The organism is uncultured Victivallis sp. (genome assembly GCF_944391105.1).
In the GTDB taxonomy this organism is placed as follows: domain Bacteria; phylum Verrucomicrobiota; class Lentisphaeria; order Victivallales; family Victivallaceae; genus Victivallis.
The window spans coordinates 43257-67170 of record NZ_CALXSK010000012.1; the positions used below are offsets into that span (position 1 = coordinate 43257).

At 59.7% G+C, this 23914-nt stretch carries 19 protein-coding genes and 1 pseudogene; 12 read left to right on the forward strand and 8 right to left on the reverse strand.

What is annotated here, in order from left to right; genetic code table 11:
- The first annotated feature begins 5 nt into the window (after positions 1 to 5).
- From Q0K10_RS05850 to Q0K10_RS05870, 6 genes and pseudogenes are all read left to right on the forward strand, one after another.
- A complete protein-coding gene (locus Q0K10_RS05850; protein ID WP_294504479.1) occupies positions 6 to 1616 on the forward strand; it encodes a CTP synthase in 1611 nt (536 codons plus the stop codon).
- A 2-nt stretch (positions 1617 to 1618) separates the two neighbouring features.
- Positions 1619 to 4873 carry a carbamoyl-phosphate synthase large subunit gene (gene carB / locus Q0K10_RS05855; RefSeq protein ID WP_294504482.1) on the forward strand — a complete coding sequence of 1085 codons (3255 nt, stop codon included), beginning with the start codon at positions 1619 to 1621 and terminating at the stop codon, positions 4871 to 4873.
- Positions 4874 to 5037: 164 nt separating this feature from the next.
- Positions 5038 to 6873 (forward strand): polysaccharide deacetylase family protein, encoded by a 1836-nt coding sequence (locus Q0K10_RS05860; RefSeq protein WP_294504484.1) that lies wholly within the window; start codon positions 5038 to 5040, stop codon positions 6871 to 6873.
- A 29-nt stretch (positions 6874 to 6902) separates the two neighbouring features.
- Positions 6903 to 6965, forward strand: a pseudogene (locus Q0K10_RS15600) (zinc-ribbon domain-containing protein); the annotation flags it as partial.
- 6 nt (positions 6966 to 6971) lie between these two features.
- On the forward strand, positions 6972 to 7253 hold the full coding sequence (locus tag Q0K10_RS05865) for a DUF4190 domain-containing protein (RefSeq protein ID WP_294504487.1): 282 nt from the start codon (positions 6972 to 6974) through the stop codon (positions 7251 to 7253).
- A 77-nt stretch (positions 7254 to 7330) separates the two neighbouring features.
- The gene (locus Q0K10_RS05870) at positions 7331 to 7693 is read left to right on the forward strand and encodes a CD225/dispanin family protein (protein ID WP_294504489.1); all 363 of its coding nucleotides are present in this window, start codon (positions 7331 to 7333) and stop codon (positions 7691 to 7693) included.
- A gap of 58 nt (positions 7694 to 7751) precedes the next feature.
- On the opposite strand, the gene Q0K10_RS05875 is transcribed toward Q0K10_RS05870, so the two are convergent.
- Positions 7752 to 8237 (reverse strand): pyridoxamine 5'-phosphate oxidase family protein, encoded by a 486-nt coding sequence (locus tag Q0K10_RS05875; protein ID WP_294504491.1) that lies wholly within the window; start codon positions 8235 to 8237, stop codon positions 7752 to 7754.
- A gap of 1 nt (position 8238) precedes the next feature.
- A complete protein-coding gene (locus tag Q0K10_RS05880) occupies positions 8239 to 9402 on the reverse strand; it encodes a Gfo/Idh/MocA family oxidoreductase (RefSeq protein WP_294504493.1) in 1164 nt (387 codons plus the stop codon).
- 146 nt (positions 9403 to 9548) lie between these two features.
- Between Q0K10_RS05880 and bioB the strand changes: the two genes are divergently transcribed.
- Genes bioB through bioA form a run of 6 tightly spaced genes read left to right on the forward strand, consistent with a single transcriptional unit; the run spans position 9549 to position 15054 of the window.
- On the forward strand, positions 9549 to 10529 hold the full coding sequence (bioB, locus tag Q0K10_RS05885) for a biotin synthase BioB (RefSeq protein ID WP_294504495.1): 981 nt from the start codon (positions 9549 to 9551) through the stop codon (positions 10527 to 10529).
- Between the two features lie 12 nt (positions 10530 to 10541).
- Entirely contained in the window at positions 10542 to 11696 is a 1155-nt protein-coding gene (locus Q0K10_RS05890; RefSeq protein ID WP_294504497.1) for an 8-amino-7-oxononanoate synthase, read from the forward strand.
- On the forward strand, positions 11693 to 12349 hold the full coding sequence (locus Q0K10_RS05895; RefSeq protein WP_294504501.1) for a pimeloyl-ACP methyl esterase BioG family protein: 657 nt from the start codon (positions 11693 to 11695) through the stop codon (positions 12347 to 12349). Before Q0K10_RS05890 ends, Q0K10_RS05895 begins: the two co-directional genes overlap by 4 nt.
- Entirely contained in the window at positions 12333 to 13103 is a 771-nt protein-coding gene (gene bioC, locus Q0K10_RS05900; RefSeq protein WP_294504503.1) for a malonyl-ACP O-methyltransferase BioC, read from the forward strand. The genes Q0K10_RS05895 and bioC overlap by 17 nt, the downstream gene beginning before the upstream one ends.
- Positions 13100 to 13789, forward strand: a complete 690-nt coding sequence (gene bioD / locus Q0K10_RS05905) for a dethiobiotin synthase (RefSeq protein ID WP_294504505.1) — start codon at positions 13100 to 13102, stop codon at positions 13787 to 13789. Before bioC ends, bioD begins: the two co-directional genes overlap by 4 nt.
- Positions 13786 to 15054 carry an adenosylmethionine--8-amino-7-oxononanoate transaminase gene (gene bioA / locus Q0K10_RS05910; RefSeq protein ID WP_294504508.1) on the forward strand — a complete coding sequence of 423 codons (1269 nt, stop codon included), beginning with the start codon at positions 13786 to 13788 and terminating at the stop codon, positions 15052 to 15054. The genes bioD and bioA overlap by 4 nt, the downstream gene beginning before the upstream one ends.
- 3 nt (positions 15055 to 15057) lie before the next feature.
- Here the strand turns inward: bioA and Q0K10_RS05915 are convergent, their stop codons facing one another.
- The 6 genes from Q0K10_RS05915 to Q0K10_RS05940 form a co-directional block, all read right to left on the reverse strand.
- Complete coding sequence (locus Q0K10_RS05915; protein WP_294504511.1) at positions 15058 to 16056, reverse strand: glutamate--tRNA ligase family protein; 999 nt, start codon at positions 16054 to 16056, stop codon at positions 15058 to 15060.
- 16 nt (positions 16057 to 16072) lie between these two features.
- Positions 16073 to 18301, reverse strand: a complete 2229-nt coding sequence (gene priA / locus Q0K10_RS05920) for a primosomal protein N' (protein ID WP_294504514.1) — start codon at positions 18299 to 18301, stop codon at positions 16073 to 16075.
- A 125-nt stretch (positions 18302 to 18426) separates the two neighbouring features.
- On the reverse strand, positions 18427 to 18807 hold the full coding sequence (locus Q0K10_RS05925) for a hypothetical protein (protein WP_294504516.1): 381 nt from the start codon (positions 18805 to 18807) through the stop codon (positions 18427 to 18429).
- A gap of 44 nt (positions 18808 to 18851) precedes the next feature.
- Entirely contained in the window at positions 18852 to 19253 is a 402-nt protein-coding gene (locus Q0K10_RS05930; protein WP_294504519.1) for a hypothetical protein, read from the reverse strand.
- 153 nt (positions 19254 to 19406) lie between these two features.
- Positions 19407 to 22277 (reverse strand): excinuclease ABC subunit UvrA, encoded by a 2871-nt coding sequence (gene uvrA, locus Q0K10_RS05935; protein ID WP_294504521.1) that lies wholly within the window; start codon positions 22275 to 22277, stop codon positions 19407 to 19409.
- 96 nt (positions 22278 to 22373) lie between these two features.
- Entirely contained in the window at positions 22374 to 23909 is a 1536-nt protein-coding gene (locus Q0K10_RS05940; RefSeq protein WP_294504524.1) for a cellulase family glycosylhydrolase, read from the reverse strand.
- Positions 23910 to 23914: the final 5 nt, after the last annotated feature.

Consider the following 23914-nt stretch of genomic DNA (forward strand, 5'->3'; position numbering starts at 1 on the left):
ATATCATGACCAGACACATCTTCATTACCGGCGGGGTCGTTTCGAGCCTCGGCAAAGGCATCACGGGCGCGGCGCTCGCGATGCTGCTTGCGAAACGGGGTTATCGCGTCGCCATGCAGAAGCTCGATCCCTATCTGAACGTCGACCCCGGCACCATGAGCCCCTACCAGCACGGCGAGGTGTTCGTGACCGACGACGGCGCCGAGACGGACCTCGACCTCGGCCACTATGAACGCATCGCCGGAGTCGTATGCACGAAGGCGAGCAACTATACGAGCGGCAAAATCTACAGCAACGTCATCAACCGCGAACGTTCCGGCGGCTATCTCGGCGGAACCGTGCAGGTCGTTCCTCACATCACCGACGAGATCAAGCGCGCGATGCAGTCACTGCACCGACCGCAGGTCGACATCGCGATCACCGAGATCGGAGGAACGGCGGGAGACATCGAAAGTCTCCCGTTCCTTGAAGCTGCGCGGCAGTTCAAACTCGCGGCGCGGCGCGACGAGGTGATCTTTGTGCACCTCACGCTCGTTCCCTACATCCGCGCGGCGAAGGAGCTCAAGACCAAGCCGTCTCAGCACTCGGTCTCGACGCTTCAGAGCATCGGCATCGCGCCGGACATCCTCGTCTGCCGCACGGAGATCCCGATGGAGGAGGAGCATTTCAAGAAGCTCTCGATGTTCTGCAACGTCCCGCGCGACTGCGTGATCGAGGAGCTCGACGTGAAAAACTCGATCTACGAAGTTCCGCTCGAACTCGCGCGGCAGGGACTCGACCTCAAGGTGCTTGAACTCCTGCGGCTTGAGCCGGGCGAACTCGATCTGGACGACTACCGCGTCTGGCTCGACGGCGTGCTGCATCCGGAAACGGAGTGCACCGTCGCCGTGGTCGGAAAATACATCCGCCACCAGGACGCCTACAAGAGCATCTACGAAGCGCTCAGCCACGCTGGAATCCACCACCATGCGAAAGTCCATTTTCTGCCGGTCGAAGCCGAGGAGCTCGAGACCGGCGACGCGGCAGAGATCCTCGGGAAAGCGGACGCGATCCTCGTCCCCGGCGGCTTCGGCGAACGCGGTGTGCCCGGCAAGATCAAGGCGGTCGAATACGCCAGAACGCACAAGATCCCGTTCCTCGGCATCTGCCTCGGCATGCAGTGCGCGGTCATTGAATTCGCACGCGACGTGGTCGGCTGGGGAGATGCGAACAGCACCGAGTTCGACAGTGCGACGACGCACCCGGTCATCGACCTCATGGAGGAGCAGCGCTCCGTCACAGCCAAGGGCGGCACGATGCGGCTCGGCGCCTATCCGTGCGTTCTCGTTCCGGGGAGCCGCAGTGCGAAACTCTACAACGCCTCCGAAATCAGTGAACGTCATCGCCACCGTTACGAGTTCAATCCGGCGTTCAAGCGCGAACTTGAAGCGGCCGGGCTCAAAGTCGCTGGCGCGAGCCCCGATGGACAGCTCGCAGAGATCGTGGAACTCGAAGCGGGACATCCGTTCTTCATCGGCTGCCAGTTCCATCCTGAATTCAAATCCCGCCCCCGGCAGCCCCATCCGCTCTTCGACGGACTGATCGCGGCGGCGCTTCAGCAGCGGAAAGGAAATTGATTATGCCGAAACGCGACGATATCAGAAAAATCATGTTGATCGGCTCCGGCCCGATCGTCATCGGCCAGGGGTGCGAATTTGACTACTCCGGCGTACAGGCGTGCAAGGCGCTGAAGCGCGAGGGATTCGAGGTTGTGCTCGTAAACAGCAATCCGGCCACGATCATGACGGATCCGGAGTTCGCCGACCGCACCTACATCGAACCGTTGACGGCGGACATTCTGCACGAGATCATCCGGCGGGAACGGCCCGACGCGCTGCTGCCGACCCTCGGCGGTCAGACCGCGCTGAACCTCGCGATGGAACTCGAAAAACGGGGCATTCTCGAACGCTATCAGGTCGAACTCATCGGCGCGACCGCCGAAGCGATCGAACGCGCCGAGGACCGGCAGCTCTTCAAACAGTGCATGCTCGGGATCGGCCTCGATCTGCCGCGCTCCGGATCGGCCCATTCGATGGCCGAAGCGCAGGCGGTCGCCTCGACGATCGGCAGCTGGCCGCTCATCATACGGCCCGGCTTCACGCTCGGCGGCACCGGCGGCGGCATCGCCCGGGATCAGAAGGAGTTCGAAGAGATCGTCCGGCGCGGACTTGACGCGAGCATGAACTCCGAAGTGCTCATTGAGGAGTCACTGCTCGGCTGGAAGGAGTTCGAGATGGAGGTCATGCGCGACAAGGCCGGCAACGCGGTCATCGTCTGCTCGATCGAAAACCTCGATCCGATGGGCGTCCACACGGGCGACTCGATCACGATTGCGCCGATCCAGACTCTCACCGACCGCGAATATCAGGCCATGCGCGACGATTCGCTCGCAGTCATGGCGGCGATCGGCGTCGAAACCGGCGGCTCGAACGTCCAGTGGGCCGTGAATCCGGAAACCGGACGGCGGATCATCATCGAGATGAATCCGCGCGTGTCGCGGTCAAGCGCCCTCGCCTCCAAGGCGACCGGTTTTCCGATCGCGAAGATCGCCGCCCTGCTGGCGGTCGGCTACACGCTCGATGAACTGCGCAACGATATCACCGGCAGCACGCCGAGCTGTTTCGAGCCGTCGCTCGACTATGTGGTGACGAAAGTTCCGCGCTTCACGTTCGAGAAGTTCCCGATGGCCGACTCGACGCTCGGCACTCAGATGAAGTCGGTCGGGGAAGCCATGGCGATCGGACGCAACCTCAAGCAGTCGCTGCAGAAGGCGCTGCGCTCGCTCGAGACCGGACGGGCCGGATTCGGCGCCGACGGCAAAGACGGCAAATTCGAATCGATGGACGACGAGACGCTCAAAGCCGAACTCATCCGCCCGAACGCGGAGCGGATCTTCGTCATCCGCGCCGCACTGAAGCGCGGCTGGAACGTCGAAACGCTCAACGAACTCACCGGAATCGACCCGTATTTTCTGCGCCATCTCGCGGAACTTGCGGCTTTTGAGGAGGAGATCCGCTCGGCCGGAACGCTCGCGGGACTCGAAGCCGACCGGCCGCTCTTCCTGCAGGCCAAGGAGCTCGGGTACAGCGACCGCCAGATCGCGTTCCTGCTCGGAACGACGGAACTTGAGGTGCGCGCCGCACGGCGCCGCATCGGGCTCGAACCGTTCTACGGGACCGTCGACACCTGCGCCGGAGAGTTCGAGGCGATCACGCCCTACTACTACTCGGCCTGGGGCGAAGGGGGCGAACCGGTCCGCGATCACGGCGGCCGCAAAACGATCATGGTGCTCGGCGGCGGTCCGAACCGCATCGGTCAGGGGATCGAATTCGACTACTGCTGCTGCCACGCCGCTTTCGCGCTGCACAAAGCCGGTTACGAGGTGGTCATGGTCAACAGCAATCCGGAAACCGTCTCGACCGACTACGATACGAGCGACAAACTCTATTTCGAGCCGCTCACTCTTGAGGATGTCATGCACATCTACGAGCGGGAGTCGTGTTCGGGGGTGATCGTGCAGTTCGGCGGCCAGACGCCGCTGAATCTCGCGCAGCAGCTCCGCGCCGCGGGAGCGAACGTGATCGGCACGTCGCCGGACGACATCGACGCGGCCGAGGACCGCGACTTCTTCAAACAGCTCGCCTCCCGGATCGGCATCCGTCAGCCCGAGAGCGGCATTGCGCACAGCGTCGACGAAGCGGTCGCCATCGCGGAGAAGATCGGCTACCCGCTGCTGGTGCGTCCATCGTTCGTGCTCGGCGGGCGCGGCATGGTCATCGTCTACAAGGAGAAGTATCTGCGTAAATTCGTCGAGGAGGCCGCCGCTGTCGCGGAAGGGAAACCGATTCTGATCGACCGTTTCCTCGAGGATGCGACCGAACTCGACGTCGACTGCATCTCGGACGGGAAAACCACGGTGATCGGCGCGATTCTCGAACACGTCGAACCGGCGGGGATCCACTCCGGCGACTCGGCCAGCGTGATTCCGCCGATGACGCTTTCAAAGGAGATTCAGGAGCAGGTGCGCGAATATGCCCGGGCGTTCGCCCGCGAACTTCACGTCTGCGGACTCATGAACATGCAGCTTGCGGTCAAGGACGGAGAAATCTACATCATCGAAGTCAATCCGCGCGCCTCGCGGACGGTGCCTTTCGTGAGCAAGGCGACCGGGGTGCCGCTGGCGGCGCTCGCGGCGCGCTGCATGGCGGGAGAAACGCTTGAATCGCTCGGCTTCACGCAGGAGGTGCACATTCCGTACACCGCCGTGAAAGAGGCGGTCTTCCCGTTCGTGAAGTTCCCGGGGGTGGACATCGTGCTTTCGCCGGAGATGAAATCCACGGGCGAGGTCATGAGTCTCGATGCGGAACGGGGGCTGGCATATCTGAAGAGCCAGCTTGCGGCGGGGAACAAGCTGCCTCCTGCGGGGAACGTCTTCATCTCGCTGCGCGACCAGGACAAGCCCAAGGCGGTGAAACTCGCGGAAAAGCTTGTAAAGCTCGGGTACAACCTTTACGCGACGCTCGGGACTTCGACGCTGCTCTACAATGCGGGAATCAAGACCAAAGCGGTCTTCCGAATCTCGCGTGGACGGCCGAACATCCTCGACCTGATCCGGGAGAAGGAGATCCAGTGGATCATCAACTCCTCGGAATCCGGCGCAGAGGCGATGGTCGACGAGATCCGTATGCGCTCCGGCGCGGTTGTCTCAGGGATACCGATCACGACCACGATCGCGGGGCTGACCGCCGCCATCGAGGGGCTCGCAGACAAGGCGGACTTCGGCCGTTTCGAAGTGTGCAGCCTCCAGGAGTACCACCGGCATATTCACCGCTGATGTTGATTCTGCGGGTGGGGAGAACGTTTCTCCTCCCCTTTTTTTGCCCCGTTTACCGAAAAAAATGTTAACATTTTAAAGAAAAGTCCTTGCCGGAGCTTCAGAGCCATGCTATCTTAATGACAGAACAGCCAAGGCAACGCTTAATCAAGGAGAACGTTTTGATGCGCCTGGGATTTTTCTCGTTGCTGTTACTGGGAGTAACAACAACGTTCTCTCTGGATGCCAATCCTCTGTTTCTGCCGGAGTATGAACGCGAAGTAAAACTCACCTTCCCCTCGGAAGAAGCGGCAGAAACGGCGAAACTCGAACTGCTCCCTCTGCCGGAAGGAAAAGTGTTCGCCTTTTCGACCCGATGGGACGACAGCAATCCCAAACACGTCCGAATGGCTGAACTTCTCGCGAAACATGGATTCAAGGCGACCTTCTTCCTCTGTGCCGCCAATCAGAAGTTCTATGATGACACATTGCCGCAGCTGATCCGGCGAGGACATTCGATCGGCAATCACACACTGAACCATCCGAATCTCGCGACTTTGATTCCGAACGAAGTCGCTCGACAGATCCTGCGGAACCGGGTCGAATATGAATCCCGTACCGACCAGACGATCAATTCATTCGTGCTGCCCTACTGCGCCTACAAGAACGCAACGGACAGCCTCTGTCCATTGCGGATCGGCGAAGCACTCCATCGTTCCGGAGAACTGGGCTCACCCGAATATTTTCAGGAGCTCGAAAAGGAGTACGGCATGCCGGAAGGGAGCTGGGGAACGAGCCGCCTCTTCGGCATCGATGACCGCCACCCCTCCGCGGAAGCATTCGACCGGGCGATTGTCGAACGGACGAAAAACATGAAGCCAGGGGAAGTCCGCCATGCCACGCTCGGACTCCACACCTGGCAGGATGATGCCGGATTCGAGACCCTCGACAAGATCTTCACGAAATACGCAAACCGCCCAGACTGGTGGTACTGCAACGAAAACGAATACAACGCCTACCGCTACGCACAGCGGCACACCCGCGTGGAAAAACGCGTTGACGGCAGAAATGCCGTGTTCAAGCTGACCGGTCCGACCCCTGCGGCGCTCGGCTCGAATACGCCGCTCTGGGCGAAAGTCTCTCCCGCCACGGCCGATGGCCGGACAATGGTCAAACTGCCGCATACATTGCCGTTGCCGGAAAAGATCGACATGATCGTAAGCGATGGCGCCTCCGTGGTTCCGTCGAAGGAGTTCCCGTTTCTCGCAGCCTCGCTTGTGATGAATGTGGAAGAGGATTCCAGTATCGTTCTTACGCTTGCGAACCGCAGCAAACGTCCGCTGACGAATGTGACCGTGGCGTTCCGGCTGCCGTTGCTTTTCACCGGCGAAGAGCGTGTTCCCCGCAACGATCTTGAGATGATCAATCCGGAAGTCACGCGAACGGTTTCCCACTATTTCCCGGAACATCGCCGCACGGCGCTCTATCAGTGCGGTCCTCTCTTCGCCGCGGCGGAAGTGAATTTTGAAGTTGACGGCAGACCGCAACGGCTGTGGGTTTGCGCCCAGTCGGAGATTCCACAGTTTGCGGAGGCGGTTCCGCGTGACACGGCGCTCGCGCTCGGCCCCCTCCCCCCGGGGCAGCTTACGGAAAAGTTGCTCGCCGCCGCGTCGAATCCGGACGAAACACTCTCAGGATGGTCGCAGCTTCAGCCGGGCAAGTGGGTTCTGCCCTACATCGTACGGCTGCCGAAAAAGGCCGGGGAAGAAGTCGCCGTAGCACTGACATTTCGTGCCGATGCCGTCATCGACAGCTGGAAACTCCACGTTCCGAAAAACAACGTCAAAGGAGTCTTTCTGAACGGGAAAAAAATGGAAAACCTGACAATTCCGACTCCGATCGTCACCCGCAAAGGATTGAACCGCGTCGTTGTTCTGTACAACGCCAACGGCGGCGATCAGATGATCTCCGTCACCAGAGGAAGCAACCCGAATCTGCCGGTTGAATTCGTCCGCGAATGACCTTAAAAAGAAAGGAAGGAAGGAAGATCATGTTTTGTCCGAAATGTGGAAATCAGATGGATGAGGGAAGCAAGTTCTGCCCGAAATGCGGAAATCAGATGGGATCTGCGCAAACGGTGGCGGTAGACGACAGCAGCGGACTGGGTATTCTGATCCCGCGCAACACGCTGGCGCTCTGGGCCTACTACCTCGGAATCTTCTCCCTGCTCTGCGGAATCACTGCGATTCCGGCACTGATCACCGGAATTCTCGGGCTGCGCTATGCGAAACAGCACCCGGAGGCCAGAGGCGCCATCCACGCATGGGTGGGAATCATCATCGGCGGAATCGCACTTCTGCTGTTTTTGTTCATTCTCATCATATCAATCCTGCATGGATAATGTTGCAAACGTAAAAGAATCATTCTTTTCTTTCACAGCAATCATTCCCCAAAACCGAATAAGGAAAGGAGTCGCTCATGTTCTGTCCGAAGTGTGGAAAAGAGGTCCAGGAAGGTACAACGTTCTGCCCGAACTGCGGTAATTCGTTCGCTGCTGGCGGAACCCAGGCCGCCCAGCCTCCGATGCAGACGAAAGTTATCAGTTCCGGCCTTGTTCCGGCGATTCTGGTGACGCTGTTCTGCTGCCTGCCGTTCGGTATTGTTTCGATCGTCTATGCGGCCAAAGTCAGTGGTTTGGTCGCTGCGGGCAACATCGCGGAAGCGGAAAGAGCGGCAAAGAACGCCAAGACCTGGGCTCTGGTGGGAGCGATCTGCGGTATCGTCGGCAGCCTCCTGTATTTTCTTGTCATGGCACTTGGTGCTGCAGCAAGTGAAATGTAATTTCCGGCGCAAAACACAAAGCTGTCCTGTTTCATGCAGGGCAGCTTTTTTTATTCCGTTACACGTTCTCGTGCGCAATATTGCTCTTGCCGGAGATGGTTTCGGCAACGAGCCGCAGGATCGCGGTACGCTCAAGCATCGGCTCGGGGTAATCGAATGAGCCGGGGGCGCCGCAGTGATTCATCAGGCAGTCGAGCGCGCGTCTCTTCGCTTCCGGCGCGGTGACGAATTCGATCCGCCCGGTCGCGATCACGCTCTCATAGCGGCAGGTCGAGCGGCAGACGGGAGTCCCGAGCTCGATCCGGTTGTCACCGACGGCGCAGAGCGAAACCCGCGAATCCTCGCGCAGACAGTCGATCTTGTGCCCCTCGACCGCCGAGTGGAAGTAGAAGACAAAACGCCCGCCCTCCTGCCGGAATCCGAATGAAACCGGCACCAGGGCAGGCATTCCGCCGTCGAGAAACGCGAGTACAGCATAGTCCGCCCGGCCGAGAATCCCGGCCAGAGCAGCCGCATCCGTGATCTCCCGTTCCGCGCGACGCATGTCAGAAGGAGTTCCCCATGTCGACGATGGCGGCCTTGACCTCACGTTTCTTGTACTTCGAATTCTTGATGAGCTCATGCAGCATCGCATCGAATTTTTCGGTATCCATCGGAATGGAAACTTCCTCGCCCTTGAGCCCGGAATAGAGCATCGCGTTGCCGAATTCAACCGAGCGGATCCCCTCTTCGCCGCGGGCGACGAGTTCCGCTTTCGGATCGAGCACCGCTTTCACGAACGCCTCGATCACATCCTGGTGTTCGTGACCGGTGTCCTTGCGGGTCGGAACAACAATTTCCCACGTATCCATGCTCGGGAACGACTCCGGGGTCGTGCGGCAGAACTCGTTCACATCGACCTCGGTCCGCTTGAAACGGATCACGCCGTCCTCAAACACCATGCGACCGCGCGTACCGGAGATCTCCAGACGGTTGGTACCGGGGAATTCACCGGTCGAGGTGATGAAGTTGCCCGTCGAGCCGTCGGCAAATTCGCAATAGGTGTTCACGTCGTCCTCGACTTCGATGTCGTGATACTTGCCGATCGAAATCGAGCTGCGAACTTTGACCGGCAAACCGAAGAACCACTGGAAAAGATCAAGGTGATGCGGGCACTGATTCAGCAACACGCCGCCGCCCTCCCCGGCCCAGGTTGCCCGCCAGGAACCACTGTCATAGTAACTCTGCGAACGAAACCAGTCCGTCACCGTCCAGTTCACGCGCACGATCTTGCCGAATTCACCGTTGTCGATCATCTGTTTGATCTTCTTGTGCGCCTGCCGCGTACGCTGGTTGAACATCAGCGCAAACCGCAGTTCAGGGTGTTCCGCATGAGCATCGATCATCTTCTGCGCGAGGCTCTTGGTCACGGCAACCGGCTTCTCGCAAAGGACATGCACGCCCTTCTCGAACGCCTGAATCGCAATCGGCGTATGGTCATAGTGCGGCACCGAAATGATGACCGCGTCAACCGTGCCGGAATTCAGCAGATCATCCACGGAATAAAACACCCGGCAATCCTTCGGCGCATTCTTCGCCATTCTGTCGGCACGCTCCTTGTCGCGGTCGCAGATGGCGGCCAGCACCGCCTCCGGAACATTCTGTACGTTCGTGATGTGCGCCGAACCCATATTGCCGACGCCGATGATGCCGATCCTGACCTTTTCCATAGTTGACGCGCCTCCGCTACTTTGTTAATCGGGTTAACTTATTATAAAATACCACCCTTTCAGCCGGATTGCAAGGTTTGAAATTCGATTTTTTTGTTTCCTGTGCTATATTAATCGGAATATCAACCAAGAAAAGGAATGTTCCCGTGCTGAACTCGATCATAGAAAATGCTTACAAAGTGCTGGACGGCGGAATTCTCACCCGCGAAGAGGCGCTCGAAATCGCCGAAAAGATCAATGGCGAAGATATTCTCGACCTGATTTCGCTGGCGAACAAGGTACGCCGGAAGTTCGCGCGCGAGATCGCTCCGTGTTCGATTCTGAACGCCAAATCCGGAGTCTGTTCGCAGAACTGCCGATTCTGCGCGCAGAGCGGACACCACAACACCGGAATTGAAACCTACGATCTGCTTCCGGCGGAACAGGTGCTTGAGGCCGCGCGCCGCGCGTATGAAAACGGTGTGCGCGCATTCGGATACGTCACAAGCGGTTTCGGCTACAAAACACCGACCCCGGAATTTCAGAAGATCCTCGATACGCTCGATCTGCTGCATCGGGAGCTGCCGGATCTGAAGATCTGCGTATCGATCGGCATCCTCTCGCGCGAAACCGCAAAACTGCTCGCCGAACACCATGCTTGGAGATACAACATGAATCTCCAGACCAGCCCGAAACGCTATGCGGAACTGATCTCCGACACCCACACGATCGAAGAGAAAATCGCGACGATCCGTTACCTTCAGGAGTTTGGCGTGACCAACTGCACCGGAGGAATTCTCGGACTCGGGGAAACCTGGGAGGACCGCATCGACATGGCGTTTGCGATCCGCGACCTCGACGTCGAGGGAACGCCTTTGAACGTGCTTCTGCCGATCAAGGGAACGCCGCTCGAGGGGCGCGAAATCATGGCTCCGGCTGATGTGGCGAAAGCGTTTGCGATTTTCCGTCTCGTGAATCCGACCAAGATGATCAAATTCGCTGCCGGACGCGAAACGGTCATGAAGGATTTCCAGGGACTTCTGATGCTCTCCGGACTCAACAGCATGATCACCGGCGGCTACCTCACAACCCGCGGCCGCAGCGTCGAGGATGATGTGAAATTCATCGAACAGCTGAACCGGTTCTGAGGAGGAATGAAGATGGGATTCCGGGAAGAACTCGCCGCCGACGCGGCGGAACTTGAGGCCGGCGGCCGACTGCGACTGCTGCGGGAAATCACGCCGGAAGGAGACGGTCTCTGCCGGTGCAACGGCAGAACGTTCTGGAATTTTTCGAGCAACGACTACATGGGCATCGCGGCGGATGCGAAGCTGAGGAGAAGATTCTATGCGGAGTATCCGGACACGGCCACGCCGGAGCTTGCGCTTTCGAGCGCCTCCAGCCGGCTGCTGACGGGGAACACACCAGCCTATACGCGGCTCGAAGCGAAACTCTCGGAGCTCTACGGAAACCGTGCCGCGCTCGTGTTCAACAGCGGCTACCATGCGAACATCGGGATATTGCCCGCACTCTCGTCGAACCGCGACCTGATTCTCTCGGACAAGCTCAATCACGCAAGCATCATCGACGGGATGCGTCTTGCGGAGGCGGAATTCCGCCGCTATCCCCATCTCGACTGCGACCGTCTGGAAGCGATTCTCAGGCAGAAACGGGCGGCTTACCGGAGAGTTTTCCTCGTGACCGAATCGGTCTTCAGCATGGATGGAGACGCGGCCGACCTGCGCCGGCTCGTCGAACTGAAGAAACAGTACGACTGCATCCTCGTGGTGGACGAAGCCCATTCGGTCGGTGTGCGTGGTCCGAAAGGAACCGGGCTTGCGGCCGAACTAGGGATCGCGAATGACGTCGATGTGCTTATCGGCACCTTCGGCAAGGCGTTCGGTTCGACCGGGGCTTATGCGATTATGGAGTCGGAGACGCGGAACTATCTGATCAATCACATGCGGCCGCTCATCTTCACGACCGGGCTGCCGCCGGCGGTGCTGAACTGGAGCTGTTTCGTGCTCGACCGCTGTGCGGAAATGGATGAAGAACGTGCGAGATTGCGCCGCATGGGGGAAGTGTTGCGCACAGCCTTCGGGAAGAACACGGTCGCGGGCGATTCGCAGATCGTCCCATTTCTGATCGGAGGAGATCAGGAGGCGGTCGACAAGGCGGCCTACTTCCAGGAGAACGGGATTCTCGTCTTTGCGATCCGCCCGCCGACGGTTCCCCCGAACGGAGCGCGGCTGCGTTTTTCGCTCTCGGCAGGATTGCCGGAAGAGGCGGTGGAACAACTCCGGAGGCTGGTTTGAAAATCGAACTGCTCCACCGCGCCGGAAACGGAACCAGACTCCTGCTCTTCTTCAACGGCTGGAGCATGGACGGCACACTCTTCAAAGACTGGAAGAAACCGGACTTCGACATCATGGCCGTCTGCGACTACACCACGCTTGAACCATTACCGGAACTCTCTCATTACAAAGAACTTCATCTCGCGGCATGGTCGCTCGGGGTGCGGGTCGCGGCGGAACTGCTCGAAGGTCTTCCATACCACTTCATAACGGCAACCGCTTTCAACGGCACACTGCGCCCGATCGACGCAGAGTTCGGAATCGACCCGGCGGTGTTCTCCGGAACAGCGGCCAACTGGGGGGATGAACGTGCACGCGCCCGCTTCTACCGGCGGCTCGCCGGCAGTACGGAGTTCCGTCTGCCGGAGCGTACGCCGGAGTCGCAGCAGGCGGAACTCATTTCCCTGCAAAAACATATCGAATCTGCCAAGGTTCCGTGCAATCCATTCCGGCGGGCGTGGATCGGAGGACGGGACCGGATCATTCCGGCGGCGGCGCAACGGAAGTTCTGGGCGGAAGAGTCCGTCTCCGTGCGGGAAGAGGCAGACGCACCGCACTACCCCTTCGGGGCCGTTCACTCTTTCGAGGAGATCATCGATGTCGGACGTGATTGACAAGAACGCGGTCCGGCAACGTTTCCGGCGGAGCCTCGAAACCTACAGCCGTTCTGCGACAATCCAGCGCGACATGGCCGAAACACTGCTCGACCTCCTTACTTCGGCCACACTCGAACGGCAGTTCGAAACCATCACGGAACTTGGATGCGGAGCGGGAATTCTGACTGGCCGCATCGTGGAACGGTTCGATTTTGCGAACCTCACGCTCATCGACCTTGTGCCGGAGTGTGAAGCGTTCTATCGCGGTCTGACCGGAGCGCATTTTCTCTGCGGGGACATCGAAGAGATCGAGCTGCCGGAGTCGGATCTCTTTCTCTCGAACGCTGTTTTTCAGTGGCTCAACGATCCGGCAACATTTTTCGGGCGGCTTGCAATGAAGTTGCGCAAGGGCGGTTTTCTCGCCTTCACGACCTTCGGCCCGGAGACGCTGCGCGAAATCTCAGCATTGACTGGAAACGGATTGACGTATCAGACCGTGAAAGAACTGGTCAACATTCTGGAATCGAACGGCTTCGAAGTTCTCGCATCCCGGGAGGAACTCATCACGCAGGAGTTCGATTCACCGCTGGCGGCACTGCGCAGTTTGAAGGAAACCGGCGTAACCGCCGTTGCGCCGGCCCGGCCATGGAGCCGGCGCCGCCTTGCGGAATTCAGTGACGCCTATACCGGCCGCTTCCGCCTTCCGAACGGAAACGTGCCGCTGACCTATCATCCGATCGCCCTTGTGGCGGGAAAGAAGCTGACAAAATGAGCGTATATTTCATTTCAGGAATCGACACCGACATCGGCAAAAGCGTCGCTGTCGGCATGATGGCGCGCGACCTCCATTTGCGCGGGAAGCGGGTCATTACCATGAAACTTGTGCAGACCGGCAACGACGGTTTTTCCGAGGATCTCGACAAGCACCGCGCGATGATGAACGTCCCCCGGTTTCCGGAGGACGAGGCGGGGCTGACCGCGCCGCAGATCTTCCGCTTCCCCTCTTCGCCCCATCTCGCGGCGAAACTCGAAGGACGCGAACTTGATCTCGACGCGATCCGCCGCGCCGTCGCGGAGGTGTCGAATCACTATGAGTTCGTGCTGCTGGAAGGAGCCGGGGGACTCGCGGTTCCGTTGACCGAGGATCTTTTGACCATCGACTTCGCGGCGGAACTCGGATGCCCGCTGATTCTCGTGACCTCGGGGAGGCTCGGAAGCCTGAACCATACGATCCTCTCGATCGAGGCGGCGGCGAACCGCGACATGCGCATCGCCGGAGTCGTCTACAACCGCTATCCGAAAGCTGATCCGATCATCGATGAAGATTCTCCGCGCATGATCCGCAAATACTTGAAACGGAACGGAATGCCGGAAACTCTCGTCGATCTGCCCGAAGTGCGCGAACCGCTGCCCCGGGTTGATTTCTCCGCGATCTTCACCCCGGAGGCGTCGAAATGAACCGCGAAGAACTGCTTGCCGTCGATCGCAATCACCTCTGGCACCCCTATGCGTCGATTTCCGCTCCGCCGCCGGTGAATCTCGCGGTTGCGGCGAAGGGAACGCACATCCGGCTCGACGACGGGCTGGAACTCATCGACGGAATCTCAAGCTGGTGGTGCATGGCGCACGGCCACAACCATCCGGCCATCGTCGCGGCGATCCGCGCACAGGCCGAAAAGTTCGCGCAGGTCATGTTCGCGGGTTTCACGCACGAACCGGCCATCGAACTTGCCTCCGAGCTCGTCAAACACACCCCGGCGGGCGTGAACAAGATTTTCTTCGCCGACTCCGGTTCCGTCGCGGTCGAATGCGCCGCCAAGATGGCTGTGCAGTACCAGTTCGCGGCGGGACGTCCGCGACGCTGCCGGCTCGCGGCGCTGCGCGGCGGATACCACGGCGACACCGCCGGAGCGATGGCGCTCTGCGACCCGGAGGGGATGCACCAGGTGTTTCACGGTTATCTGCAGCAGAATTTCTTCCTGCCGAAACCACGCATTCCATTCGACGGTGCGTGGGATGAGTCGGAGTTCAAGCCGATGGAGGAGCTGCTTGACCGCCACGGCGACGAGATCGCGGCGGTCTTCATCGAACCGGTCTTTCAGGGCGGAAACGCGATGTGGTTCTACCACCCGATGTATATGAAGAAACTGCGCGAAGCGTGCAGCGAACGCGGAATTTTGCTCGTGATCGACGAAATTGCAACCGGATTTGGACGAATCGGCCGTTACTTCGCGTGCGAGTACGCAGGAGTCACGCCGGACATCATGTGCGTCGGGAAAGGGTTGACCGGCGGCTCGATCACGCTCGCGGCGGCGATCGCCTCCGAAGAGGTTGCCGAAACCATCTGCGCGACACCGCCCGGCAAATTCATGCATGGACCGACCTTCATGGCCAATCCGATCGCCTGCGCGGCGGGCGTCGCCTCGCTGCGGCTCTTCGATTCGTATGACTGGAAAGCGAAGGTCGACGCGATCGAGTCACAGCTCAAGCGTGAACTCGCCCCGTACGGGGAACACCCGAACGTCACGGACGTGCGCGTGCTCGGCGCAATCGGAGTCGTTGAACTCAAGACGCCCCCCTCCCCCGAACGGGTCCAGAAACTCGTGCGCGAAACCGGCGTCTGGCTGCGGCCGTTCGGACCGTGGCTCTATACGATGCCGCCCTTCGTCACGCCGCCGGAGGAGATCTCCATCATCGTCGACGCGATGGGGAAGATGCTTTAACAATCAGGGGAGCAGAAACTTCAGCGCTTTCCCGTCCAGCGTCGGACGGCGATGGGAAAGCGTTTCGAGCCGGAAGCGCGGCAGAATCGCGTCGACACTCAACTCCTCGCCGAACTCGGCCCAGCCGCCCCAGAAGGCGAGGAGTCCGAGAATCCGCTCCGGCGGCACTCCGGCCGAGAAGAGCGCGTCGAGCGTAAGCCCGCCGGTCCGTTTCGCAAGCCGCTTTCCGTCGGAATCGACCACGACCGGCAGATGACAGTACTCCGGCAGCGGCCGCTCCGGCGCGAGCGCTTTCCACAGCAGGATCTGCCACGGCGTGCAGGCGAGCAGATCTCCGCCGCGCACGATCTGCGTCACCTCCATGTCGATGTCATCCGCCACGACCGCAAGCTGGTAGCCGATGCCGTCCGGATGGCGCGCGACCGGGAAGTCTCCATAGGTCTCCGCGAGATTCACGCGCTGTTCACCACAGAGCCGGTCCCGGAACACGATTTCCCCCTCCGGAACCCGGAACCTCCACGCGGGGAGCCGCCCGCTCCCCTCAAGCACCCGCCTCGCCTCATCATAAGAGCGGAAGCGTCCGCGGCAGCGACCGTCATAGGGATGGAAATCCCCCGCATGCGGCGCCGCCCCCATGCGCTGCACGTCGCGTCGGGAACAGACGCACGGATAGACGAGCTTCTGTTCGAGCAGCCGGTCGAGTGAAATGCGGTACAGCGCACTGCGCCCGCTCTGGCGGTAAGGTTCGTGCGGGCCGCCGACACCGTACCCCTCGTCCCAGTCGAGGCCGAGGCGGCGCAGATCGCGGCAGTTGCCGTCGATCACGGCGGGATCCCGCCCGTGTCCCTCGATATCCTCGATCCGCATGAGAATCCGCCCGCCCCGGCTGCGCACGCAGAGCCACGCGACCAGAAACGTCATCGCGTTTCCAAGATGCAGCGGCCCGGTCGGACTGGGTGCAAACCGTCCGAGGAGGCGGCGTTGAACAGGATTCGTTTTCATATCCATCAGGGCATCCTCACAACAGCGACTGTGCGTCGACATCGACGTAGACGTCGATCCCTTTCGGGACGGGGCGGTGCAATGCGAGCACGCGCAGCGCCTGCTTCAGAATCTTCATCTTCCGTCCGCGAATCACGAGCATGTAACGGAATTTCCCCTTGATCCGCTCGATCGGGGAGGGCGACGGCCCGGCAATGCGGATCTCGTCATGGACGTATTTGCGCACCTCACCCGAAAACGCGGTGGCGTAATCCGCGAGCTTCGACTCATCCTCGCCTCGAAAGAAAACCGTAATCAGATGCGTGTAAGGCGGATAGTCCAGCAATTCCCGGAACTCAAGGTCGAATTTCGAAAATCCGTCGAAATCGCGGTTTGCGGCATAGAGGATCGTCTCATTCTCCGGGTTGTGGGTCTGAATGATGACCTCCCCCCGGATGTCGCCGCGCCCGGCCCGGCCGGCCACCTGCGTAATCAGCTGAAATGTCCGCTCATTCGCGCGGAAATCCGGCATCGAGAGTCCGAGATCGGCGTTGATGATTCCGACGAGCGTCACGTTCGGGAAGTGCAACCCCTTGGCAATCATCTGGGTACCGATGAGAATATCGAGTTCGCCGCGGCGGAACCGTTCAAGCACGATCTCATAGTCGTCAGCGCCGCGCATCGTGTCGGAATCCATGCGCGCTATCCGGGCCGGATAAAACACCGCTCCGGCCGCCGCCTCGATCTTCTCCGTCCCGACACCGGCATAGCGGATCTTCTCCGACCCGCACTGCGGACACTCTCTGTAGGCAGGAATCACCCCGCCGCACAAGTGGCAGCTCAACAGCTCGCGCTGTTTCGAATAGGTGTAACTCACGGAACAATCCGGGCAGCGCGCTTCGAACCCGCACTCCCCGCAGATCATGATCCGCGCATAACCGCGCCGGTTCAGAAAGAGAATACTCTGCTCCCCCCGGTTCATCCGGTCGCGCACCGCCTCGATCAGCATGCGCGAGAAAAATGTGCTCTTGCCCGGCTCCGGCGGCCCGTCGAGCCGCTGATCGACGATGCGGATGTGCGGCGGAAGTTTGTTGTCCACCTGCGCCGCCATGCGCGCGAGCAGAAATTTTCCGGTTTCCGCGTTGTACATGCTTTCCGCCGAAGGAGTTGCCGAACCCAGAATCACAACCGCCCCCTCGAGCTTGCCGCGCATGACCGCGACGTCGCGCGCTGAATAGCGCGGGGCTTCGGACTGCTTGTAGCTCGACTCGTGCTCCTCGTCGACGATGATGAGCCCGAGATCGCGGAACGGCGCAAACAACGCCGACCGCGCGCCGACCGCAATTTTCACTTCTCCATCGTTGATCCGGTTCCACTCGTCGAACCGCTCCCCGTCGGAGAGGCGGCTGTGCAGAATGCTCAATGCATCACCGAAACGCGCCCGAAAGCGACGCACGGTCTGCGGCGTGAGCGAGATCTCCGGGACGAGTACGATCGAGGATTTTCCGCGCTCAAGCGCCATCGCAATCGATTGCAGATAAACTTCGGTCTTTCCGGAGTTGGTCACGCCGAGCAGCAGCAGCACATGGCTGGAGGTCTCGCCGTCAAGCATCTTCCGGATCGTCGAAAGCGCCTTCTTCTGATCGGGCGACGGTTCGAGCGGCTTCGTCGGGATCACCTGTCCCTCCCCGAACACGTCGCGCCGGACAAGCTCCTCGACCGTCTCGACCAGCCCCTTCCGAACCAGCGTCTGCAGCGAAGAATTTGAAAATGCCGGGACAGATACCTTCAACGATTCGATCGGCTGCGCACCGTCCGACAACAGGGATTTGAGCAGATCGACCCGCAACGCGGCCGATGGCTTCGCAGCGTTGACCGCCACGAAATCCGAGGCCGCCTCGCGATCCGCTATCCGGTAGAGTCTGCGTTTCTTCGGCTTCACTTTGCCGCTGCGCACAGCCGCGGGCAGCAGGGTGCGGATCGCCTGCTCCTGACTGCAGCAGTAGTAGTCGGCCATCCAGCGGCCGAGCGTCACAAGCTGCTCGGGAACATGGGCGCGATCCCCGCAGATTCCGAGAATCGGTTTGATCTTCCCGGCGTAATCGCTCGTTTCAGCCAGGCTGAGCACATAACCGTCCCTCCGGGAGCTGCCGAAAGGGACCGACACCATCGTGCCGACTTTGACGCGGCCTTCAAGTTCCGCCGGAATCGCGTAGTCGAACTCCTTGTCGAGCGCAAGATCAACGATCACTTTCGCAACAGCCATACCGGTTTTCTCTCCTTCTCTCCCGAAATCGTGGTAATATACCGGGTATTCCGCCCGAATGCAACCGCGAAAAATAAAAAACCGCCCTCCGAAGAGAGCGGCTCCATGTCCGGTATTCCGGCGTCTTACTTCACAGCGTTCGCAGAGACATTGATCGAACGGGTGTAGAAGATGAACCCGCCGACCGAATACTGCGACGCGAGGTCGAGCGTCCGGCTCGCCTTGAGTTCATTGCTCTTGGCCGTGACCATCGGAATCATCGACTCGACATTCACCGTATCCTCCAGCACGGCAATGTTGCCCGGACTCGTGGTCGAACCCGTCAAAAGCGGAATGGTAAAGAGATAAATCCCCCAGTTCTGCGCATTCAGATGCGCGACCGGCGTTCCGGAAAGCGAAACCCGCTGACCATTCAAGTTCGGATTCTGAACTGCTTCAACGCTGGCGCAACCCGCGAACAGCAGAGCAACGGCAGCAACAGAAAGGAAAAGTGCAATCTTTTTCATGAGTACATTCCTGTAAATTAAATGTTATGCATGCCGGAGAGCGCTTACTTCACCGCATTGCCGGAAACCGTGACCGTCTTCACATAGAACAGGAACGGGAACGGAATCGGAATATTGGTGCTGCCTGCCGAAGAGACGAGATCCACCGTCTCGGAAGCGTTCATCGCCTTCGCCTGTCCCGTGACCATCTTCGTCACCGCGGTGACGTTGCAGGAATCCTCGCCGAACGCAATCGTGCCCGGCGCCTCGGTCGAACCGACAATCAGAGGAATCCACAACAGGTAAAGCCCGCTGCTGTAACCCGAAATGTGGGCGACTCCAGTGCCGGAAGCGGTGATCTTCTGCCCATTGAATTTCGACGAATCTGCCGTTTGCAGCGACGAGCAGCCGGCAAACAGAACGGCCACACCTGCCAGAGCAAACAGAAACGCGATTTTTTTCTTCATTTCCTTGATCCTTCTTTTGCTTGTAAACCGGAAACCGCGAATCTCACCCCACCCGGGCAAAACCCATGCGGACTCCACATCCTGCGCTGAATATACCATAATGCTCTTGAAAATACAAGCGGCCCGCAAACAGAATCAATCGAAAAACGGAATTTACTTCTCCGGCTCGAGATATGCTTTCAGATACCGCCCGGTATGGGAACGTTTCACCTTCGCGACCTCCTCGGGAGTCCCCTTCGCAATGACCCGTCCTCCGTGATTGCCCCCTTCCGGCCCCATGTCGATGATGTAATCAGCCGTCTTGATGACATCAAGATTATGTTCGATCACAATGACCGTGTTGCCCATGTCACGCAACCGGCAGAGCACTTTAAGCAACTGATCGATGTCGGCAAGATGCAGTCCCGTCGTCGGCTCATCGAGGATGTAGACCGTGTGGCCGCGCGGAATGCGCGCAAGTTCCGCGGCAAGTTTGACCCGCTGCGCCTCTCCGCCCGAAAGTGTCGTTGCCGGCTGCCCCAGCGTGATATAGCCGAGCCCGACCTCCTGCAGCGTCTTGAACTTTCGCGCAAGAGACGGAACCGCACGGAAGAACTCCACCGCCTGATTCACCGTCATATCGAGCACATCAGCGATGTTTTTCTTCTTGTAATGGACGCCGAGCGTCTCCTTGTTGAACCGACGCCCCCCACAGGCGGAACACTCCACGTAGACGTCCGAAAGGAACTGCATTTCGATCTTCTTGATGCCGTCGCCGCGACACTCCTCACAGCGCCCGCCTTTCACATTGAAGCTGAACCGCCCCGGTCCGTAGCCGCGCACCTTCGACTCGGGCAGCTCGGAAAAGAGCTTGCGGATCGCGCCGAACGCGTCTGTGTAGGTGGCCGGATTCGAGCGCGGCGTGCGCCCGATCGGACTCTGATCGATCACAATCGCCTTGTCCACATATTCAAGGCCTTCGATCGCGGTATGCTTCCCGGGGGGCAGATCCTGAATCCCCTGATGCGCGTTCAGAGCCCGCACGAGGATCCCGTTGATGAGCGAACTCTTGCCGGAACCCGAAACCCCGGTCACACAGGTGAAGGTTCCGAGCGGAATCTCGACATCGACCTTCTTCAGATTGTTCAGCGCCGCGCCGAGAATGCGCAACTTCTTACCGTTCCCTGGATTGCGCGTCTCCGGAACCGCGATCTCGCGGCGTCCGGCGAGAAAATCCCCGGTCAGGGAACGAGGAAATGCCGGAATCTCTTCCGGCTTTCCGTAAGCGACAAGTTCCCCGCCGTGCACACCCGCTCCGGGGCCCAGGTCGAGAACGTAGTCAGCCCTCCGGATCGTGTCGAGATCGTGTTCGACCACAAGCACTGTGTTGCCGATGTCGCGCAGTTTTTCAAGGGTGTCGAGCAGCCGGTCATTGTCTCGCTGATGCAATCCGATCGACGGTTCGTCGAGAATGTAGAGCACTCCGACCAGCCCGCAGCCGAGCTGGGTCGCGAGACGGATCCGCTGCGCCTCGCCTCCCGAAAGCGTACTTGAAACACGGTTCAGCGTCAAATAATTCAACCCTACGTCGGAAAGGAATGCAAGGCGGCTGCGAATCTCCTTGAGGATATCCCCGGCAATCGCCGCCTGCTCCCCCTCAAGCTTCAGATTCGTCACGAAATCCCGCGCCGCCTCCACCGAAAGCGCGTTGAACTCGTGCAGTCCGAGTCCTCCGACCGTCACGGCCAGACTGACCGGATTGAGACGCGCGCCATGGCAGACCGGACACTCCTGCGGACTCAGATATTCGCCGAGACGTTCGCGCACGGAGTCCGACTCCGTCTCCTCCATGCGGCGGCGCAGATTATCAAGCACCCCCTCGAACGGCTTGCTCCAGTGGTATTTGCGACCGTGCATCCAGTAGTCGAATTCGAGCGGTTCCTTCCCGCTGCCGTAGAGAATGACCTGCCTGACCCTTTCCGGAAGCTCTCCGAACGGTGTCGTCAACATCGCGGGTTCCTTCAACCACTCGGCGAGTTTGCGCAGCAGCAGATTGTAGTAGATAATCAGATGACGCGGGCCGCGACGCCATCCTGGAATTGCCCCGTTTTTGATCGAGAGCGATGGATCCGGAATCACCTTCGCAGGATCCATCACCTGCTGAATCCCGAGCCCGTTGCAGTGCGGACACGCTCCGTACGGGGAGTTGAATGAAAAGTTGCGTGGCAGCAGCTCCCCGTAGGAGACGCCACAGTGGACGCAGGCGAGGTTTTCGCTGAACGACTCCTCCGTGAACTCCGGTGCTTCCTCTGCCGAAGCGGGCGCCTCGAGCAGTACGGTCAGTGTTCCACCGCCGTGACGCAATGCGAGCTCCACCGAATCGGTCAGACGGGACGCGTCGGTTTTCCCGGTGATGAGCCGGTCGACAACCGCCTCGATCGTATGGCGTTTCGTCTTTTCGAGCGCGGGAGGCTCCTCCTCGTCGAGGGAGACGATCTTCCCGTCGACGCGGGCGCGGACGAACCCCTCCGAACGAATCGACTCGAACACGTCGCGATGCTCCCCCTTCTTGCCGCTGACGAACGGAGCGAGGATCATCATCCGGTTTCCTGGACGCAACGCAAGCAACTGTGTTGCAATCGCTTCCGCAGACTGAGACGCAAGAACTCTCCCGCAGTGCGGACAGTGCGGCACTCCGACGTGCGCATAGAGAAGCCGGAGATAGTCATAGATCTCCGTCACCGTTGCAACGGTCGAACGCGGCGTTCCTCCGGCCGTGCGCTGTTCAATCGCAATCGCCGGTGAAAGTCCTTCGATGTGTTCGACTTTCGGCTTTTGCATGCGATCGAGGAACTGCCGCGCATAAGCGGAGAGACTCTCAACATAGCGCCGCTGCCCCTCGGCGTAAAGCGTATCGAACGCGAGTGACGATTTTCCCGAACCGGAGAGCCCGGTGATGACGACAAGCTGATTGCGCGGAATCGTCACATCGACGTTCTTCAGATTATGCTGTGACGCGCCGCGAATTTCGATTTTTTCGAACATACGATGCGATCCTTTCTTCGATCCTTATAATATAATGCCAAATCGAAGAAAAGTATACCGCGATCCGCAAAAAACCGGCAGGAAAAACGTCCCGGTTCAAAAGCGATTCCGCTTCATGTATTTCAACAGCACCCGGCGGCGCGGAGTGTCGCCGATCTTGCGGGGATCGCTTTTGACGGAACCACGCTCCGCGTCCCACCCCTCGTACTCCCGGAACGCGTGATACGTCCAGTCCCAGCCGTACTTTTCAAAGATCGAAATCACATCCTCAAGCCACTGTTCCGCTCCGGGCGACCAGCGTGCGACACCGAATTCACCGACATAAATCGGAACCTGGTATTTCCGCTGAAATGCGATCACCGGAGCCATCTCCCGCTCAAGCATCTCGCGATTCCAGAGCTTGCCCGCGATCACGCCCGGGTAGACGACGTTCTCCGGACGGTTGTAGATGCCCTGATGGGTGTATTCCGCCGGATTGTAGATGTGGAAGCTGTAAACCACATTCGGCACGTCGATTGGAATGAGATTCTCAAACCCGGCTGCGCTTCCCCACTGTGCGGACTCCACGATGATCGGCGTATCGGGGTCGACCTCACGGATCGCCCTGGCCACCTTCTCCGCCAACCGGTTCCAATCGAGTCCGCCCTCCGGCGTATAGACATAGTTCTCCTCACGCGGTTCATTCAGGAGGTCGTATCCCCAGATGACGGGTTCATCCCGGTATTTTGCGGCAATCTCCCGCCAGACGTCGGCAAGGAGCTGCTGCATTTCCGGTTCCCAGCTCAACTTGTTGCTGAGCAACTCATTCAGGCTTGTGCCGGGACCGACGTGCATGTCGATCAGCAACCGGATGCCGTACTGCCGGACGATCGGAATAACCGCATCGAGCTCCTTCAAATTGCGTTCGATGATTTTTCGAAATCCCGCCGGGGTCGTGTGATCTTCGCCACGCAGGCGCTTGATCTGATAACGCATGAGATTCGCATTCCACACTTCGCGCAGCTCACGGAACGCCTCGGGCGAAAGGTCGCCGCCCGACATCACGCCGCGGAACTTCGTCTCCTTCTGAAGCGGGGCGGAGTTCCGGGAGGCCGGAGCCGGCGGAGTCGGAGCCGGAACGAGCGAAACTTTCACATCGTCGACCCAAACTTTCCCCGTGCATCCCTGCAGACCGATACAGAGTTCCACCTTCTGCGCCGAGTGCGGAATCCGGGCAAACACGGTGAATTTCCGCCAGTCGTAACTTCCGAACGCCTTCTCCTGATCGGGATGATTCTTCCCTCCATCACGCCCGGTGACGGCCAGCATAAGTTTCGGCCCGAGGTAGGAGAGTTCGGGGCGTCCGACCTCTTCGGCCTTCATCCAGCCCTCAACCAGAACGGCACGCCCCTGAAGTTTCTCCACCTCGAGCGGAATCGCGGCGAGCGAACTCTGATCCTTGCGCGTATTCTCAAACAACACGCAGCCTGAATCCGCAATGCCGCCTTGCGCCTCGTACCGCATGGTCGGCGGCCGATTCCAGCCGTCGAGCGAGCCGAGAGTGTTGAAATCATTCCGAAAGACCACCTCTTCCGCCAGAGAAAGCACGGCGGTGGCCGAAAGCAGCACGGCAGACAGGAAAACTCTCATCATCGCAA